The 17,547-nt window shown below is 71.0% G+C and carries 14 protein-coding genes; 4 read left to right on the top strand and 10 right to left on the bottom strand.

The genetic code is table 11. The features are described from left to right. Nucleotides 1-49 precede the first annotated feature (49 nt). Nucleotides 50-508, bottom strand: coding sequence for an SRPBCC family protein (locus FU260_RS04350; protein ID WP_147915947.1), 459 nt, complete (start codon nt 506-508; stop codon nt 50-52). Then, a complete protein-coding gene (locus tag FU260_RS04345) occupies nt 505-1,131 on the bottom strand; it encodes a winged helix-turn-helix domain-containing protein (protein WP_147915946.1) in 627 nt (208 codons plus the stop codon). Before FU260_RS04345 ends, FU260_RS04350 begins: the two co-directional genes overlap by 4 nt. 417 nt (nt 1,132-1,548) lie before the next feature. On the opposite strand from FU260_RS04345, the gene FU260_RS04340 reads away from it, so the two are divergent. Both FU260_RS04340 and metX read left to right on the top strand, forming a co-directional pair. Next, complete coding sequence (locus tag FU260_RS04340; protein WP_147915945.1) at nt 1,549-2,901, top strand: bifunctional o-acetylhomoserine/o-acetylserine sulfhydrylase; 1,353 nt, start codon at nt 1,549-1,551, stop codon at nt 2,899-2,901. Between the two features lie 26 nt (nt 2,902-2,927). Further along, on the top strand, nt 2,928-4,136 hold the full coding sequence (gene metX, locus FU260_RS04335) for a homoserine O-acetyltransferase MetX (RefSeq protein WP_425328562.1): 1,209 nt from the start codon (nt 2,928-2,930) through the stop codon (nt 4,134-4,136). A gap of 191 nt (nt 4,137-4,327) precedes the next feature. On the opposite strand, the gene FU260_RS04330 is transcribed toward metX, so the two are convergent. Then, nucleotides 4,328-5,323, bottom strand: coding sequence for a Gfo/Idh/MocA family protein (locus tag FU260_RS04330; protein WP_235912422.1), 996 nt, complete (start codon nt 5,321-5,323; stop codon nt 4,328-4,330). Nucleotides 5,324-5,419: 96 nt separating this feature from the next. Here FU260_RS04330 and FU260_RS04325 point away from each other — a divergent pair, with 96 nt between their 5' ends. Further along, nucleotides 5,420-6,121 carry a maleylpyruvate isomerase N-terminal domain-containing protein gene (locus FU260_RS04325; RefSeq protein ID WP_147915942.1) on the top strand — a complete coding sequence of 234 codons (702 nt, stop codon included), beginning with the start codon at nt 5,420-5,422 and terminating at the stop codon, nt 6,119-6,121. A gap of 16 nt (nt 6,122-6,137) precedes the next feature. Here FU260_RS04325 and FU260_RS04320 read toward each other — a convergent pair whose 3' ends face one another. The 4 genes from FU260_RS04320 to FU260_RS04305 all read right to left on the bottom strand — a co-directional run bounded on the left by FU260_RS04320 (nt 6,138) and on the right by FU260_RS04305 (nt 12,691). Beyond that, on the bottom strand, nt 6,138-7,346 hold the full coding sequence (locus FU260_RS04320; RefSeq protein WP_147915941.1) for a hypothetical protein: 1,209 nt from the start codon (nt 7,344-7,346) through the stop codon (nt 6,138-6,140). A gap of 54 nt (nt 7,347-7,400) precedes the next feature. After that, nucleotides 7,401-10,331 carry an FAD-binding and (Fe-S)-binding domain-containing protein gene (locus tag FU260_RS04315; protein WP_413038351.1) on the bottom strand — a complete coding sequence of 977 codons (2,931 nt, stop codon included), beginning with the start codon at nt 10,329-10,331 and terminating at the stop codon, nt 7,401-7,403. 149 nt (nt 10,332-10,480) lie between these two features. Beyond that, entirely contained in the window at nt 10,481-11,872 is a 1,392-nt protein-coding gene (locus tag FU260_RS04310; protein ID WP_147915940.1) for a hypothetical protein, read from the bottom strand. A gap of 75 nt (nt 11,873-11,947) precedes the next feature. After that, complete coding sequence (locus FU260_RS04305; RefSeq protein WP_168211643.1) at nt 11,948-12,691, bottom strand: 6-phosphogluconolactonase; 744 nt, start codon at nt 12,689-12,691, stop codon at nt 11,948-11,950. 267 nt (nt 12,692-12,958) lie between these two features. On the opposite strand from FU260_RS04305, the gene FU260_RS04300 reads away from it, so the two are divergent. Then, on the top strand, nt 12,959-14,233 hold the full coding sequence (locus FU260_RS04300) for an AGE family epimerase/isomerase (protein WP_147915938.1): 1,275 nt from the start codon (nt 12,959-12,961) through the stop codon (nt 14,231-14,233). On the opposite strand, the gene FU260_RS04295 is transcribed toward FU260_RS04300, so the two are convergent. The 3 genes from FU260_RS04295 to FU260_RS04285 are packed head-to-tail and all read right to left on the bottom strand — an operon-like array spanning nt 14,166 to nt 17,476. After that, a complete protein-coding gene (locus FU260_RS04295) occupies nt 14,166-15,122 on the bottom strand; it encodes a prolyl oligopeptidase family serine peptidase (RefSeq protein ID WP_147915937.1) in 957 nt (318 codons plus the stop codon). The genes FU260_RS04300 and FU260_RS04295 overlap by 68 nt on opposite strands. Continuing rightward, nucleotides 15,119-16,459: a mandelate racemase/muconate lactonizing enzyme family protein gene (locus FU260_RS04290; protein ID WP_147915936.1), complete on the bottom strand. Its 1,341-nt coding sequence runs from the start codon at nt 16,457-16,459 to the stop codon at nt 15,119-15,121. The genes FU260_RS04295 and FU260_RS04290 overlap by 4 nt, the downstream gene beginning before the upstream one ends. Before the next feature lie 18 nt (nt 16,460-16,477). Continuing rightward, the gene (locus FU260_RS04285) at nt 16,478-17,476 is read right to left on the bottom strand and encodes a hydroxyacid dehydrogenase (protein WP_147915935.1); all 999 of its coding nucleotides are present in this window, start codon (nt 17,474-17,476) and stop codon (nt 16,478-16,480) included. Nucleotides 17,477-17,547: the final 71 nt, after the last annotated feature.

Here is a 17,547-nt window from a genome sequence, read left to right as displayed (position 1 = left end):
CCTTCGTTCGCACTCTTCGGGTTCTGTACCGCCGCGGCGGTCTGACCGCTCATCGCACAGCCGCCTGCAGGTAGCTGCGCAGCGCCTGCAGCGCCTGTCCCATCCCGGCGGTCATGCCGTCGATCTCCTCGTCCCAGACATCGCCGGTGCCGAACCCACTCATCACCATCCGCACGGTGCAGCTGCCGCCATCGCGGGCCTCGATGAACCACTCGGTTGCCAGCGTGGCCGGGGGAGCATCCCCTTGTGGTTGCCACACGACGCCGTCAGTGGCGAACCGGTGCGGGCGGTCATAGTCCGCGACGCGCCCGGTATCGTTGCTGCCCGCGCCGAGCTGCATGTCGAAGGAGTAGCTACCTCCGGCGTGCTCCTCGATCTGGGTCGGGTGCATCCAGGCGGACACCCCTGCACCGGTGGCGATGGCCTCCCAGACCTGTTCCGGAGTGCCCGGTACCTCGATCTCCAGATCGATGCCGCGTGCATTCGTGTGGGCGTCTTGCTCGTTCATGACTGCTCCTTACCTCTGACTGCAACAGGTGTGTCGGACTGGGAATCGGCCGGGATCGGATGGACCGCGATCACGAGTCGGTGCTCGCGCCCATCAGCCGCGTCGGCCGCGTGGTAGCGCGCGACCAGCGAGCGCACGGCAGCTCCGAGGTCATCGGCGAACTGGGCCCGTTCACCGGCGGATCGAAACCGCACCACGGAGTCGACCGAGAGCGTGGCGACCTGCTGCCCCTCCGCTCCGGCGCGCCGCAGGAGCTCACCGACCTCCCGCACCGCGCGGGTCGCGAGCGCAACGAGGTACTGGGCCGAGAGACGGTCGGTGACCTTGCGCGGGTCCGCTCGCACTTCGCCGAGCGCCTCCGGGGAGACCACATAGGAGATCGCGGTGGCCACTAGCAGCCGTTCGGTGATCCCGCCCCAGCGGCGTTCCTCCACCTGCTGCAACAACCCGCGCTCCTCCAGGGCCCGCACGTGATAGTTCACCTTCTGCCGGCTCAGCCCCACCCGCTGGGCGAGCTGCGCAGCGGACGCCGGCTCCCCGGCCGCGGCGAGCAACTGCCGCCGCACCGGGTCCAGCAACAGCGCGGCTGCCTTGGGGTCGGTCACGATCTGCATGTCTTGCATGTGTCGATGAAACCCTTGACAAGAATATTTGTCAAGGGTTCTCGACACCTCCGAAACACCGCACGGGCGTCCACCCCTCTCGTCGAGCGGTCAGGAGTGCAGGGTGCTGATCGCACACCTACCACTGGCGATTCGGCGGGCGGAAAGTGCCCGATGTTCCCCGGCCGGGCCGGTTTCCCGCGCCCGGTCCACACTGCGAGACGATCTATCCAGAACCCGGGCTCGCCCGTACTGTGAAGCACATGTTCTGCCGAATGTGTCGCTGAAGCGCACGTTCGGCATGCCCTCCGCGCGATGAGTCTCCACTCGGGAGCCCGCGCCGGTGCGACCAACGTGCACCGACCACCCCCGCCGGGATGGTCGGTTCGACGCAGGTCGAGCCAGCTATCCCGGTCTACCCCTAGAAGAGAGACCGTGATGAGCAACACCTGGCACTTCGATACCCGACAGATCCACGCCGGCCAGGCCCCGGACGCCGACACCGGCTCGCGCGCCGTGCCGATCCACCAGACCACCTCCTTCGTGTTCAAGAACACGGACGAGGCGGGCAAGCGGTTCGCCCTCGCCGAACTGGGCCCGATCTACACCCGACTGAACAACCCCACCAACGGCGTCGTCGAGGACCGGCTTGCCTCGCTCGAAGGCGGCGTGGGTGCACTCGTGGTGGCCTCTGGCCAGGCCGCGGAGACCCTCGCGATCCTGAACGTCGCCGAGGCCGGTGACCACGTGGTCGCCAGCCCGTCGCTGTACGGCGGCACCTACAACCTGCTGCACTACACCCTGCCCAAGCTCGGACTCTCGGTGAGCTTCGTGGAGAACCCGGATGATGCTGCCTCCTGGCGCGCGGCCGCACAGGAGAACACCAAGCTGTTCTTCGGCGAGACCATCCCCAATCCCAAGGGTGACGTGCTGGACATCGAGGCGGTCTCCGCCGTCGCGCATGAGATCGGTGTACCCCTGATCGTGGACAACACAGTGGCCACCCCGTACCTGGTGCGGCCCCTGGAGCACGGCGCGGACGTGGTGGTCCACTCCACCACCAAGTATCTGGGCGGGCACGGCACCTCCATCGGTGGTGCGATCGTGGACGCCGGTTCGTTCAACTACGCCGATTACCCGGAGAAGTTCCCGAACTACAACCAGCCGGACCCGAGCTACCACGGGCTGGTCTACGCCCGCGACCTGGGCGAGGGCGGCGCCTTCGGGGTGAACCTGTCCTTCATCCTCAAGGCTCGGGTGCAGCTGCTGCGCGACCTCGGCCCGGCGGCCTCGCCGTTCAACTCCTTCCTGCTGCTGCAGGGGCTGGAGACTCTCTCGCTGCGGATGGAGCGGCACGTGGAGAACGCGAAGAAGGTGGCCGAGTGGCTCGAGGCTCGCTCCGACGTCGTCAAGGTGAACTACGCCGGCCTGCCGTCCAGCCCGTACTTCCAGCTGGCACAGAAGTACACGCCGGCTGGCCCCGGTGCCGTACTCGCCTTCGAGATCGCCGGCGGCCTCGAGGCGGGCAAGGCGTTCGTGGACGGCCTGGAGCTGCACTCCCTGGTCGCCAACATCGGTGACGTCCGCTCGCTGGTAATCCACCCGGCGTCGACCACCCATTCCCAGCTCACCCCGGAGGAGCAGGCCGCGAGCGCCGTCACCCCCGGTCTGGTGCGCCTTTCCGTGGGACTGGAGCACATCGACGACATCCTCGCCGACCTGGAGACCGGCTTCGCCGCCGCTGCAGCCACGTCGGCGCAGGACGCCGCCGGGTCGACAGTCGGCGCCTGAGCCCAGGAGCAACTACCGTGTACCCCGTGACAAGTCGCCAGATCAGGTCGGCCGGACGCATCGTCCGGCCGACCCGGCCTGCCCGGCGGCGGCACACTCCCACCAAGCCGATCCCCGCGAGCGGGGCCTGGCGGGAGGATCTCCCGGTCGGCAACCGGCAGTTCGTCGACCTCGGCCCGCTGCCGCTCGAGGCCGGCGGCCAGCTGCCGAACGTCACCCTCGCCTACGAGACGTGGGGTGAGCTGAGCCCCACGGGGGACAACGCGATCCTGATCCTGCACGCCCTCACCGGGGACAGCCACGTCGTCGGTGACGCCGAGGAGGGGCACGCCTCCGCGGGCTGGTGGTCCAGTCTGGTGGGCCCGGGCCTGCCGCTGGACACCGATCGGTACTTCGTGGTCGCCCCGAACGTGCTCGGCGGCTGTCAGGGCAGCACCGGTCCGTCCTCCCCCGCCCCGAACGGCACCCCGTGGGGCAGCAGGTTCCCGTACGTCACGGTGCGGGACCAGGTGGCCGCTGAGCTGGAGCTCGCCGACCATTTGGGCGTGGGTGCGTGGCAGCTGGTGATCGGTGCCTCGATGGGTGGGCACCGAGTGCTGGAGTGGGCGGTGACCGCCCCGGAGCGGGTGGCCGCGATCGCCGCGATCGCCACCGCCGCGCAGACCTCCGCTGACCAGATCGCCTGGGCACACGCTCAGCTCGGCGCGATCCGGGCCGACCCGCAGTTCCGCGGTGGGGACTACTACGACGCTGCCGACGGCGACGGTCCGCATGTGGGCCTGGGCATCGCCCGGCAGATCGCGCACACCACCTATCGCAGTGCGCACGAGCTGGACGAGCGGTTCGGGCGGATCCCGCAGGGTGGGGAGAACCCGCTCGGTGGCGGTGGCCGGTTCGCCGTGCAGTCCTACCTGGACCACCACGCGGACAAGCTGTCCCGCCGGTTCGACGCGAACTCCTACGTGGCGCTCACCGAGTCGATGCTCACCCACGACCTGGGCCGGGACCGCGGCGGCGTGGAGGAAGCGCTCGCCTCGATCAGTGCCCGCACCCTAGCCCTGGCCGTGGATACCGACCGGCTCTTCCCGCCGTCGCAGTCGCGCAGGATTGCCGACGGCGTCAGTCGCGGCGTGTATCGAGAGCTCCGTTCCGATCATGGTCACGATGGTTTCCTGATCGAGAACGATCAGGTGGGGGCGATCCTCACCGAGTTCCTCGCCGCCGCCCGCAGCTGAGCTCGGCTGAGCGCCGGCTCCCCGCGCGCCCTGCCCGGCCGCACCCTGCCGGCGCGCACACCCTGCCGGCGTGCACCCTGCCGGCGCACACCCTGTCGGCGCGCGCTCGTCACCGCTGCTGCGGAGTCGATACCCGCGAGCACGAGTCGGCGCAGGGAGTGACGAGTGAATGGATTCAACCCGGGGCGGGGTCAGCGGTCCTCGAGGGCGACGCCCAGCTGGTCGGCGGCCTGCTGCAGCACCGCCTGCACCACCAGAGTGTCCGCAAGCGGCATCGTGGCGCTCTCCTGCCGCCCCGCCTGCAGGCACTCCCCCACCTCGATGAACTCCAGCGCGTACCCGGCACCCGGTGGCGGCAGCTCCTCGGTCACCGGTTCCTGACCGGAGCGGTGCAGCACCACCCGGTCCGGGTGGTGGAACCGGGGCGGGATGTCGATCCAGCCCTCGGTGCCATAGATCCGCGCGTTGCCCGGAAGCGGAAGCCGGAACGAGATCTGCAGAGTGGCGCTGCGGCCATCGGCGTAGCCGAGCAGGATCCCGGCCTCGGCATCCACCCCGGTCTCCGGCAGCAGGGATCCGGTGGCATGCACCCGGTCCGGCGCGCCGAGGATGTGCTGGGCGAACGAGACCACATACACCCCGAGGTCCAGCAGCGCGCCCCCGCCCAGCTCGCGGGCGAACATCCGGTCCTCGGCGTCGAACTCGCGACGCACCCCCAGATCAGCCGCAACGGCACGGACCTGCCCGATCGCGCCGTCGGCAATCAATGCCTTGGCCCGCTGGACCGCCGGCTGGAAGCGGGTCCACATCGCTTCCATCACGAACACCTGGTGAGCGTGAGCTGCCTCGGTGATGCTCCGGGCGCCGTCGAGCGTAGCGGCGAAGGACTTCTCCACCAGGACCGCTTTGCCGGCCTCGATGGCGGCGATCGCCTGCCGGGCATGGTCGCTGTGCGGGGTGGCGATGTAGACCGCGTCGATCTCCGGGTCAGCAAAGAGCGCGTCGTACCCCTCGAGAGCGCGCACCGGATGGCCGGCCAGAGCGGCGTGCTCAGTGGCGAACGCCTCGGCCCGCTCCCGGCTGCGGGAAGCCACGGCCTCCAGCCGGCCATTGGTCACCTGCGGGAAGTCGGCCGCCACCTTGGCCGCGATCCGTCCCGGTCCGATCAGTCCCCAGCGCAGTGTCACGGCGTCCCGCCTCTCCTCGGTCGACTGTTGGAGGCTATCGGACCGGGCCACACTGTCCGCGCACCGCCGGCGTACCGGTTGGGCCATGATGGGCAGATGACCTCCCCAGCGCAGATCGCCGACGAGCTCCGCGACCAGTGGGACCTGCTCCGCACCCGGCTCGAGGACACCGCCGATACGGTCCTGGACGAGCCGAGCTCGCTGCCCGGCTGGAGCGTCCGCGACCTGGTGGCGCACCTCGGTCTGAGCCTCGATCTGATCAGCCGGTGCGAGCTGGTGGCGCAGGACCCGGAACCGCTCACGTTCGCCGGCTACCTGGCCGCCTGTGCCGAGGATGCCGAACGGATCTCCGACCGGGTGCTGGACTACTCCGCCGGACTCGGCCGCGACGTCTTCGACGCAGTGGACGAGGTGGCCGACCGCGCGCTGGAGCGGCTGGACGAGCTGGTCGCGGCCGGGCCGAAGGCGATGGTGCGCACCAGTCGCGGCGTGATCAGCACCGCTGACTTCCTGCTCACCCGGCTGCTCGAACTGGTGGTGCACACCTATGACCTGGCCCCGGTGCTGGTCGACCCGGTACCGGTGGACACCGGCGCCCGGCACCTGGTGGCCGAGGCCCTGGTACAGATCGTGGCCGACCGGGCCGGCTATCGCCTGATCGTCGACGACGAGGAGGCATGGATCCTGGCTGCCTCCGGCCGGATCGGCTGGGACGAAGCGGTCGCCCGGGGCGCGGTGCGCCCGGAGTACCTCAGCGACGGCGTCCCGGACCTGGGTGCGAACCTGCCGTTGCTCTGAGCGCGGCGGGTCCTGCTCAGCGGTTCCGGTGGCGGCGCCGGCCCGAGGCGCGCACCGGGGCGACGGCACGAGTCGCCTCGGCACGGGCTTCGGACATCGGGAACCCGGCCACATGCCAGGAGGTCCACGCGTGGCTGGGTTCACCGCCGAGGATCTCGGTGGCTCGCTCGATAGTGGCCACAGTCGCCTCTCCTACCTGCAACGCGCCCTCGGCGGTGAGCACGGCGTGCTGCACCTGCCCGGCGTGCCGCAGCTCGATCGGCATCGGAGCGCCGACCAACCGGGCCACGGCGCGCAGCTGCGGGTCCACGGATACTGGCTCCGGGTCCGGCTCAGCGGCGCGGGCGCGCTCCGGGAACGATCCTTGCTGCGCGGGCGCGGCCGCATCCAGGTCCGGTGCCACAGTGGGATGGGTGGCGGTCTCCGGAGTGGGCACGCTGGCTTCCCCCGGGGACTGATCCGGCACCGGCCGACTTTCGGCACCCTGCAGCTCGGGCGGCTCCTCCGCCGTACGCGCGACCGGAGGCGGTGCCGCGGCGCTGACCGTCTCCTCCAGCGCCGCCACCGGGGTCGGTGCCGAGAGGGCCTGGTCTGCAGCCGGGGTCGGTGCCGAGAGGGCCTCGTCTGCCCTCGGGCTCGCCGCGGTGATCGCGGGTTCGATCTCGTGCACCACGGCACCGTCGAGCACCCGGACCGTGGCCGGCTGCACCGCGGTGACGTCCAGGAGCTGTTGTCCGGTCACCGACTCCCGCGCATCCACGGCGAACACCTGCACGCCGTGCAGCACCCGGGTGGCTTCGAGCACCTCCCGGGACACCTCCCCGGCCACCACGTACAGCTGCGGCCCGGGCTTCGCGCCAGGTGGGCGGGACTCGCGGAACGCGTTCCAGTCCCGCCGGAAGCCGGCCACTCCGCTGGGGTAGCGCCCGGCGATGGTCAGCCAGGGCGTCGACGTCGCCTCCCCGGCCCGCGAGAGCGCGGCCAGCAGCCGGTCGCCGTCCAGCCGGTCGGTGACCACAGCGGTGACCACCTGACCGGCGACGTCCATCGCGGTCAGCACCGGATCGTCCTCACCGCTCCACTCGATCGGGAACAGATCGGCCTCGATCACGTCCAGGAGATAGTCGCGCAGCGCCTTGCGGACATCGGGGCTCAGCGGACTTGTGCTCGGCTGCCCGATCGAGGCGGGAACGAGATAGCCGGACTCGAAGGCGAACGACGGCATGGAGAGGGGCCTCTCATCGGACCGTGGGTGAACGAGTAGTCAACAGATGCCCAACTACGCCCCTGCTCGCCTGAGCAACTCCGCCAAGTGTAGCCCCTCCACGCCAGCCAGTTGACTGGCCTGGGTGCGGCAGGAAAACCCGTCCGCCAAGTACACCGCATCGTCCGGCGCAGCGCGCAGTGTCGGCAGCAGCGACTGCTCCGCGACGCCCACGGAGACGTCGTAGTGCCCCTTCTCCATACCGAAGTTCCCGGCCAGTCCGCAGCACGTGGTCAGCGTGGTCACCTCCGCGCCGGCCCGGCGGAGCAGGTCCAGGTCCGCCTGGTAGCCGATCACCGCGTGCTGGTGGCAGTGCGGCTGGGCGATGATCGTGGTGCCGGTCAGATCTCGTGGTTGCCAGTCCGGGGGTGCCTCGGCTCCGGTGAGCAGCTCGGCCAGCGTGTACGTGTGCTCGGCGAGGAGCCGGGCGCGCTCGTCGTCCGGGAACAGGTCCACCAGGTCCGAACGCAGCACCGCCGTACAGGACGGTTCGATACCCACGATCGGGATACCGGCGCGGGCGTACGGAGAGAGCACGTCCATCGTCTGCCGCAACCGTGACCGGGCGCCGTCGAGCTGGCCCGTGGAGATCCAGGTGAGACCGCAGCAGGCGGCGGATTCCGGCACCCGCACGGTGTAGCCGGCCTGCTCCAGCACGTCCACCACGGCCCGGGCACCGGAGGTGTCCAGGTACGCGGAGAACGAGTCGGCCCAGAGCAGCACTTCCCGACGGCGGCCAGTACCGGGCGGAGGTTCGCTCGCCGTGCCAGCAGGGTCGTCTTCCTGACGGCGCTGCTCGCCGGGAGCCGGTCGGCTCACCGTGCCAGCAGGGTCGTCCTTCCGGCGGCGCCACCACCGGTGGAAGGACTCTCCGGCGAAGGAGACCATCTGCCGCCGGGTGTCCATCCCGCCGGCGGCGAGCACGGCCTTGCCGATCGGGCGTACCCCGAGCACGGCGTTGACCAGCCGGGCGAGCGCCGGGACGGTGGTGATCATCCGGGCCCAGCGGGGCAGCCAGCCGAGCGCGTAGTGGCTCACCGGGCGACGCTTGCCCTGGTAGGTGCGGTGCAGCACCTCCGACTTGTACTGCGCCATGTCCACCCCGGCCGGGCAGTCGCTGGAGCAGGCCTTGCAGGACAGACACAGGTCGAGGGACTCGTGCACCTCGGGCGCATCCCAGCCCTGCACCAGGGTGCCGTTGGCCATCTCCTGCAGCACCCGGGCACGTCCGCGGGTGGAGTCTTTCTCGTCCCGGGTGGCCAGGTAGGAGGGGCACATGAACGAGCTCGGCAGATCGGCGCGGCACTTGCCCAAACCGACGCAGCGGTGCACCGCGTTGGTCATGTCACCGCCGTCATGGGCGAAGGAGAAGCCGGATCCGGTCAGCAGCGGCAGCGGCTTCGCATGCGGGCGGCGCAGGTCCGCATCCACCGGTCGGGGCCGGACCACCACGCCGGGGTTGAGCAGCTCGGCGGGATCGAGCAGGGTCTTGATCTGCTCGAACAGGCCGATCGCCGTGGGTGAGTAGATCGCGGTGAGCAGCTCGCCGCGGGCGCGGCCGTCGCCGTGCTCACCGGAGAGCGAGCCACCATGCCTGGCCACCAGGGCGGCGGCGTCCAGCATGAACATGCGGAACGCGTCGGCTCCGGCCTGGTCGGCCAGCGGGAAGTCGATCCGAATGTGGATGCAGCCGTCGCCGAAGTGCCCGTAGGGCAGGCCGGTCACGCCGTGGGAGGCCATCAGCGCCTGGAACTCGCGCAGGTAGGTGCCGAGGTTCTCCGGCGGCACCGCCGCATCCTCCCAGCCGGGCCACGCCTGTGCGCCAGCGGCGGTGCGCCCGGCCAGTCCGGCACCGTCAGCACGGATCTGCCACATCGCTGCGGCCTCCGGGCCGGCGGGGATCACCTGGACCGCGTCGGTACCAGCGTCGGCGGCCACGGCCTGTGCCTTCTCCAGCGCGTGCTCCGGACTCTCGCCGCCGACCTCGATCAGCAGCCAGCCACCGCCCTCGGGCAGGTCTGGTACCGCGTGGTCGCCGTGGTGCTGGCGCACCACCTCCACCAGCTCGGCGTCCAGCCCTTCGACGGCGAGCACGTCGTGGCTGAGCATCGCCGGCACCGCATCAGCGGCCGAGGGCATGTCCGGGTACCCCAGGGCGAGCAACACCGGGGAGGTGGCCAACGGCACCAGCCGTACGGTCGCCTCGAGGACAGTCACCAGCGTGCCCTCGGTACCGACCAGGAACTTCGCCAGATCGCTGCCGTTCTCCGGCAGGAGATGTTCCAGCGAGTAGCCGGAGAGCTGCCGGGAGAACCGAGCGAACTCGGTGCGGATCGTGGCCAGGTTCGCCTGCACCAGCTCGGCCAGCCCGGGCACCGGGTCCAGGTCTCCGGCACCGGCGGTGAACCGGCGGCCCTGGCCGTCCACCACCTCCAGGGAGATCACCTGGCTGGCCGTGTGGCCGTAGGCGACGGCGTGCGGGCCACAGGCGTTGTTACCGATCAGGCCACCCATCGTGGCGCGCGCCTGGCTGGACGGGTCCGGGCCGAACCGGAGCCCGTGCGCAGCGGCTGCCTTCTGCAGGTCGGTCATGATCACCCCGGGCTGCACGCGGGCGGTGCGTGCCTCCGGATCGACCTCGAGGATCTGGTTCAGGTGCCGGGAGAACTCCAGGATCATCCCGGGCCCCACCGAGTTCCCGGCGATCGAGGTGCCGCCGCCGCGGGCGGTGACCGGCACAGCGTGCGCTCGCGCGATCTCCAGCGCAGTGAGCACATCCTGGGTGGACCGGGGGAAGACCACCACCTCGGGCACCACCCGGTAGTTGGAGGCGTCGGTGGAGTACTCGGCACGGCGCCGGCTGCTCGCATCCACCTCGCCCTCGAGCGCCGAACGCAGCGCAGTGGTCAACTCGGTGGCGGTATCCGTTCCAGTCACGCTCGACACCCTTGCAGTGTGCCACGCCCGCCGACTCCGATTCCCGGTGGTCCGCGTCGCGAGCCCGCCAAACATCGCTTTGCCCACGTTCGTCGCATCCACGTGCGCCAAGGCGACAGAACGCGGCAAGCGATGGTGGTGGGTTCAGCGGGAGCGGGTCAGCCGGTGAAGTCGAAGTCATCCTCGGTCAGTGCCGGCACGGTCCAGGTGCCCTCGGTGCCGCCGGTATCGGTACCGGTGAGCTGGTAGGTGGGCAGCACGAGCACCCCGGTAGAGGTGAGTACCGAGACCAGGGTGAGCTCCGCCGTCGTGATCTCTACCTGCCGCACCGGCCACGGGACCGGGGAGCCGGCGGACGGCGCCGGGCCAGAGAACCGCGGGTCGGGCACAGCCACCACCCCACTGGAGCCGTCGGCGCGGTCGGTGAACCGCGGGTCGGGCACAGCGAGGACGTCGGAGGAACCGGTGAACCGCGGATCCATCAGCCGCTCCACCGCCTCGGTCGGGCTGATCAGGGGGTACTCACCCAGATCCGCGGGGGTGGCGACGGTGCCCCCGACGGCGGCGATCCCGTCCGGCACGATGGTGGCAGAGATCCGCAGATCGCTCTCCAGCTCGCCGAGGCGCAGGGTGGCGGTGACACTCGCCCCGGGACTGGAATCGTCGGTACGGATCTCGTACTGCTCGGCGTCCAGCCCGGCGTCGGTGAGGAACGCGGCGAAGGTCGCTGCGGCGTCCGGTGGGGCGGGGACGTCGGCGCAGTCCGCCGCTGCGCTCTGGCCATCCTCCTGCGGCGAGGATGTCGGAGAGTCGGGTTCTGTCTGCGGTTGCACCGGCTGGCAGTCCCAGCCCTGCAGCCCGGGGTCGGCATATTCCAGCAGGCCCGCCGGGTGGAGCCGCAGCGTCGCGGAGTCGCCGTCGTCACCGCCGACCACCCAGGTGCCGTTCTCCTCCTCCGGGTCCCCGGCCAGCTCCAGAGCCGCGGCCAACCGGGCAGCCTGCTCGCCGGTCTCGCTCGCGGACGCCCCCAGCGAGTAGACCGGGGCCTGGGCCGGCCCCTCGGGTAGATCGCCGGCGGTGAACACGGTGCGCTGCGGCTCGAGTGCGGGCTCCTGACCGGACCCGCTGGTCGAGTCGCCGCCATCGCCGGGTTCCGGCGTGGCGAGATCCGGCGCCCCCTCCGGACCGGCGTCCTCTGCCTGCGACTCCCCCGAGGCGACGTCGGCTGTGCTGCCGGCGTTGAGCCCACCGGTACCGGACCCGGCGGCATAGCCACCACCCAGGAGCAGCACGGCACCGACTGCTGCCGCGGCATACCGCAGCGGTTGACGGCGCCGACGGCGCCCGCTGAGTTCATCCCTGCCGGCGTCCGAGCCGGCGGCTCGTTCCCGGTCCGCGGCCTCCGGTGCCGCACCGCTGGGCCTGCCGGTCTCGGCGAGCCGGCGGTCCACGGCCGCACGAATACGGCGGTGGTCCGGCGCACTGCTGCCGGCGGCAGGGTCGGCGGCACGCAACCGCTGCAGCGGGTCCTCGTCGTTGCTGCGGGTCATCACAGCCTCCAGCAGATCAAGTAGTGCTTGGGTCCACTGGGTCTATGTGCTCAAGCCCGCTGGTGTTGCACCGCTTCAGCGATCGACATGCCGCTGGGTCAGCTGCGCGGCCGCGGCGCCGTCCACGAACCAGAACGCCGCTGGATGCGCCTGCATCAGACTGCCTGGGCAATCCCGGGTGATCGGGCCCTCCAGCGCCTGAGCGACCGCCGCCGCCTTGTGCTCGCCAAGCACCGTGCAGACCAGTATCCCGGCGCCGGTGACCGCGGGTACGGTCAGCGTGAGCGCAGAGGTCGGGACGTCCGCGAGCGTGGCGAACAGACCTTCGTCCACCTGCTGTTGGCGGGAGGCCAGGTCCAGATCCACGCGCCGAGCCAGCGCGGAATCCGCCAGGTGCGAGACCCCAGGCTCGTTGAAAGCGATGTGCCCGTTCACGCCGATACCCAGGCAGGTCACATCGATCGGCGACTCCTCGATCAGGGCGCCGTAGCGCTCGATCTCGGCGGGCACGCCGTCCTCGGCCTCGGCGTGCATCCGGAAAAATCCCGGCAGCGCCGCGGCGGGGAGCCGGTCCTCGAGCCACTGACCGAAGGACTGGGGAGCGGCGGCCGACAGGCCGACGTACTCGTCCAGGTGGAACGAGCGCACCAGCGACCAGTCGATCCGCGAATCGCTGCCCAGCCGCGCGATCATTGCTTCTTGCGAGGGCGCGCTGGCGAAGAGCACGCGGGCCGAGCCGCGGGCGTGGATAGCCGCCAGGATCCCCTCGGCGGCGCGCGCGGCAGCAGCGTCGGCGACCTCCGCCACGGTCGCTCCCATGCGGACCGTGGGTGGGTGCACGACAGACTCCGTCAGGACCATTCTCATTCTCCATTTGCAATCGGTTGCAACAAACCCTAGCGAGCCAAACGGCGCCGGTCAATACCGCGCAACCCCGCAAGCGGCCGGGGCAACGCCGCATCTTCGGGCCTCTCGGCCCCCGTGCACCCATCCAGGACCTGCAACCGCTTGCAGATCCTGGCCCGGTTGACCTAGGCTCGAACCGAGCGGGGCGAGCTGCGCTCCCGTCAGCTGCGAGGAGGCTGGATGACGTTCGCGACCCGCGCCCGAGCCGAGCTGGAACAGGTGATCCTCCCGTTCTGGTACGAGCTCGGCATCGACCACGAGCTGGGCGGGTTCCACACCTGCTTCGACAACCGGGGCCGGGACAGAACGGCCGAGACCAAGTTCACCTGGTCCCAGGGACGATTCGTCTGGTTGCTGGCCCACGCGGCCACCCTGGCCGAGCGTGGCCTCCTCACCGCGGATGCGGACCAGCTGACCCAGTGGGCTGTGCGCGGCGCACAGTTCCTCACCGAGCACACCATCCGCCCCGACGGGACGACCCGGTACGCCGTGCACCGCGATGGCGCCCCGATCGAGGACGGCAGCGCACCGGAGCGGAGCGTCTACGCGGATCTGTTCGTGGTGATGGGTCTGGCCGAGCTCGCCGGGCGCACCGGTCGGCCCACGGACTTGGCCCCGGCGCGGCTGGTGCTCGACCGCGCCAGCGCGGACATCCATGCCGGCACCGCCCCCACCCCGCCGTACGCCGTCCCCGAGGGCCGCGATGCGCTTGGTCCGCACATGATCTTGTTGAACGCGCTGCTCGTGCTGGCTCAGGCGGAGCAGACACTCGGTGTCGAGAGCAGCGGGACCCGCCAGGCCCTTGCTGCCGAGGCTGCCCATGTGATGTCGTTCCGGGCAGCGGATGGGACCTTCGTGGAGATGCGTCGGACCGAGCCGAGGCCGCCGGACGTCCCCGAGACCCAGGTCGACCGTCACCGGGTGCCGGGGCATGCGATCGAGGCGATCTGGATGGTGCTGGCGGCGGGCGAGCTGCTCGGCACCGACGACCACCGCACATCGGCGCTGGAGAGCGTGCCGGCGCTGTGCGCTCTGGCCTGGGACCCCGAGTACGAAGGCCTGCTCCGGTACACCGATGCCGCCGGGCCCACGCGGCCCGCGGGGGCAGCAGAGCCGACCCCGTATCTCGACGGCGTTCTGGCCACCTGGGACACCAAGCTCTGGTGGGTGCACTCGGAGGCGTGCGCCACCACCGCGATCGCCCACCGGCGGTACGCCTCGGAGGCCGCCCGGCCGTGGTTCGAACGGCTCTGGGACTATACGCTGCGCACGTTCCCGGCCGGTGACCAGGGGCGGGAGTGGATCCAGATCCGAGACCGCCAGGGCAACCCCAAGGACGAGGTGGTCGCCCTCCCGGTCAAGGACCCGTTCCACATCACCCGCAACCTCATGCAGCTGGTGGAGCTGGGGGCGGAGCTGGACTCGGCCGGTCGAGCGCCTCACTCAGCCAGGTGATCGTGCCTGCCAGCACGTCCTCCGTGAGCGGGTGCCCACCATCGTGCCGGAGCACCTCCGGCCCCTGACCGGCCGGCCACCACTCGGTGGCTCGCTGGACCAGATCGGCATTGTGGTCACCGTCGGAGTCCCCACCGGCACCGATCAGGAACGGCCGCGGCGCGACCAGCCCGAGCAGCTCGTCGTGGTCGCGCCCGGCCGGCTGATGCGCGCCGAGGTACCAAGGGGCGTCCCAGTTCGAGTGCTGCAGGCCTAGCCCTGGTTCGTGCGCGACGCCGGCCGCCACCCGTTCGTCGAGCGCCGTCAGGTGCAGGGCAAGCTTCCCGCCCAGAGAGTGTCCGTGGACGCCGATCCGGGCCGGGTCCACCCAGTCCTGGTCGAGCAACGCGTCGACGGCGAGGAAGAGGTCGCCGAGGCTGCGGCCCAGCGCCGTGCGGTCCTGAGCGGCGGCGTGCGCCGCAGCGGGCGGGCCGTACCGCTCGGAGAGGTTACGAGCAGGCGAGTGGGCAGCCGCGACCTCGAACCACCACGGCACGGCCAGGGCTGCCAGTCCGCGCCGCGCCAGCTCGACGGCGTAGGCCTGGGTGGGGCGGTCCGGTGGCCGGTGCGCTGTGCGTGCGCAGGGTTCGCCCACCAGCGAGGCCGTCTCGTAGAACGGCACGATCACCACCGGGCTCCGCTCCCCCGGCCGCGACGGTGTCGGGCGGAGCAGGCGTGCGCCGAGGTCGCTGCCGAACGAGTGCAGCACCAGGTCGCTGTCCTGCCACCCGCGGGGGTCGTCCGGGCGCCGGCGCGTGGTCCAGGTGCCGTGGGAGTCGCGTTCGGCGCCGAGCCAGTCGCGCCACCACTGGCGCAGCCGGCGGCTGTTTCCATCCTGGATGTCGATCATCCCGCTCCGTTCACTGTGGTTGAGGAGGGCAGCTCGTACAGACCGGGGCCACTGCTGCTCGGCAGGTGCACCTGACCGTCGCGGACGTGGGCCAGCTCGGGCAGGGTGCTCAGCAGCTCCTGGGCGGCGCGGGGGGCGTACTGCCGGCTGTTGTACTCCAGGTGCGGGGCGGACAGCTCGAACGTGCTGACCAGCCGCGCCGAGTGCACCAGCGCCCAGGACAACGCCGTCAGGTCCTGCACGGCCACCCAGAGCCGATGGCATCGAGCGTAGGCATGGGTCAGCAGCGCCAGGCTGTGGCCCTTGGCGGCCTTGATCACGACTCCGGACCAGCCCTGGTCCCGAAGCTGAGGGAGCATCGACAGATCGCTGAACCCCTCGTCCAGGAGCACGGGAAGCCGATCACCGAGGCGTGCCATCGCCTCCGGTTCGGCGGGTGCGTCCCGAGGGACGGGCTGCTCCAGGTACCGCAGCAGGGGCGTCACCTCGGGGGCGATCCGGTCGATCTCGTCGACCAGGTGCAGCGCTGCTGAGGCGTCTGCGCAGCCCTCGTTCGGATCCACCGCCACCGCGACCTGCCCCGCCTCGGCAAGACCGAGCCGGGCAACGTCCACCACCCGCTGCGCATCCTGCTCCGGCCGATCTCCACTCACCTTGACTTTCAGGTGGTGCACTCCCTCCGTGCGCAGCCAGTCGGTCAGCGGTCGTGCCTCGGCACCCGCCTCGGCCGCCGTGAGCGGGTCACTCACTCCCACCACATGCTGCACCGGCAGCCGCCGGCGCCCCCGGCCGAGGAACTCCCCCGGGTAGCGGCCCGCCAGGGCGGGGTCGAACCAGCCGAGGTCGCTGCCCAGGTGCGCGGCGTCGTACATCGTGCTCGCCGGTCGACCCGCGGTCATCGCCCAAGCATCGTGGACGGCACTGTCCACAGCGCCGAGGGCGAGCAGTCCGGCCAACCGAGGCACCTGGGCCACGCCGTACCGGGAGGCCAACCGGTGCAGGCGGGTGTCGAGATCGCCGTAGAGCACCCGCCAGTGCTCGATCGGGTCGGCCGGGCCGCTCGCCACCGTGGCCGCGGCCAGTTCCTCGGTCAGCTCGCGCAGCGCGCGGTCGCGATCCTCGATGTCGATCGCGGCGACCGGCCAGGCCCAGGGCACGGAGAGGATGGTGGCGCCTCGGCCGGACCCGCGGCGTCCGGACCGGTCCGCGACCTGGAGCTCGACCTCCGCCATGGTGAACCAGGCGATCGCCCGGCCACTGATCGAGAGCGGCTGGTCCAGCTGAACCGCGTGGAACGCGACGGTCGCAGCCAGCACCCGGACATCACAGGCACGCATCCCCGGCCCTCCCCTCGCTCAGGCGAGCCGGTCGTAGTTCTGGGCGGTCACCTCGTGCGCCAGGGGCTGGCCACGAAGGAATCGGCCCACCTCCTCGACGACGGCACGCCCCTGCTCCAGGCGCGACCAGGTGGTACCACCGGCCACATGCGGGGTGAGCACCACGTTGTCCAGGCCGAACAGCGGGCTGTCGGCGGGTAGCGGTTCGGTGTCGAACACGTCCAGACCGGCGCTGATCCGCCCGCTACGCAGCTCCGCCACCAGGGCTGCCTCGTTGGTGACCGCGGAACGCCCGGCGTTGATCAGCACGGCGCCGTCCGGGAGCGCCGCGAACTCCCGGGCACCGAGCAGACCGCGCGTCTCGGGGGTGACCGGTGCGCACACCAGCAACACATCGCTGGTGGCGCAGAGCTCATCGAGCGGGAGCAGATCGATCCCCGGGGCACTCTCCGGAGCGGCGTAGGGATCGTAAGCACTCAGCCGGGTGACGCCGAGTCCCTGCATCATCCGGGCGGCCTGTCGGCCCACCCGGGACAGGCCGACGACGCCCACTCGCTGGTCGTGCACCGACCGGCCCAGCATTCCGCGCCCCCCGGTCACCCAGTCCCGCGTCCCCTGCAGGCCGCGGTCGTGGCTGTGCACGTTGCGCAGCAGCACCAGGGCCAACGTCACCGACAGCTCCGCGACCGCCACGGCCATCGCGTCCGCCCCACCCTGAGCGAGCTGAACCTGGCCGTCCAGCACCTCCCGGGGGAAGAGCGTGCGCACCGAACCGGCCGCGTGCACCACCAGCCGGAGTCGGCTGCCCTGCAACTGCTCGGGTGGGAACCGCTGCGTGCTCCAGGAGGTGATCAGCACGTCGTACCGTTCGGCGATGTCCTCGGGTACCGGGACCTTCCCCTCACCGGAGGCGTAGTCCACCTGGGTCAGCTGGCCGAGCTCGGCGGCCGCCTCAGGGGAGAAGAGCCGGTCGAACTCCTCCGGCCGCATCGCCACGTACGTACGCCTGTCGGTCATCGGTCCTCCATCGGGTGGTGGGTCAGCACGGCCCGATGCACACCGTAGCGATCACCGCCCCTTTCTTGCAA

This window comes from Ruania zhangjianzhongii (assembly GCF_008000995.1).
Lineage (GTDB): Bacteria > Actinomycetota > Actinomycetes > Actinomycetales > Beutenbergiaceae > Ruania > Ruania zhangjianzhongii.
The sequence above is the reverse complement of the archived record's forward strand: the minus strand, read 5'-3'. Positions and strand labels throughout refer to the sequence as shown.

Excerpts from the sequence above, each read along its gene's own strand:
- FU260_RS04300 (WP_147915938.1), top strand. The coding sequence starts at position 12,959 with ATGACGTTCGCGACCCGCGCCCGAGCCGAGCTGGAACAGGTGATCCTC.
- FU260_RS04340 (WP_147915945.1), top strand. The coding sequence starts at position 1,549 with ATGAGCAACACCTGGCACTTCGATACCCGACAGATCCACGCCGGCCAG.
- FU260_RS04345 (WP_147915946.1), bottom strand. The coding sequence starts at position 1,131 with ATGCAAGACATGCAGATCGTGACCGACCCCAAGGCAGCCGCGCTGTTG.
- FU260_RS04285 (WP_147915935.1), bottom strand. The coding sequence starts at position 17,476 with ATGACCGACAGGCGTACGTACGTGGCGATGCGGCCGGAGGAGTTCGAC.
- FU260_RS04325 (WP_147915942.1), top strand. The coding sequence starts at position 5,420 with ATGACCTCCCCAGCGCAGATCGCCGACGAGCTCCGCGACCAGTGGGAC.
- FU260_RS04310 (WP_147915940.1), bottom strand. The coding sequence starts at position 11,872 with ATGACCCGCAGCAACGACGAGGACCCGCTGCAGCGGTTGCGTGCCGCC.
- FU260_RS04320 (WP_147915941.1), bottom strand. The coding sequence starts at position 7,346 with ATGCCGTCGTTCGCCTTCGAGTCCGGCTATCTCGTTCCCGCCTCGATC.
- FU260_RS04350 (WP_147915947.1), bottom strand. The coding sequence starts at position 508 with ATGAACGAGCAAGACGCCCACACGAATGCACGCGGCATCGATCTGGAG.
- FU260_RS04290 (WP_147915936.1), bottom strand. The coding sequence starts at position 16,459 with ATGCGTGCCTGTGATGTCCGGGTGCTGGCTGCGACCGTCGCGTTCCAC.
- FU260_RS04305 (WP_168211643.1), bottom strand. The coding sequence starts at position 12,691 with ATGGGAGCGACCGTGGCGGAGGTCGCCGACGCTGCTGCCGCGCGCGCC.
- FU260_RS04295 (WP_147915937.1), bottom strand. The coding sequence starts at position 15,122 with ATGATCGACATCCAGGATGGAAACAGCCGCCGGCTGCGCCAGTGGTGG.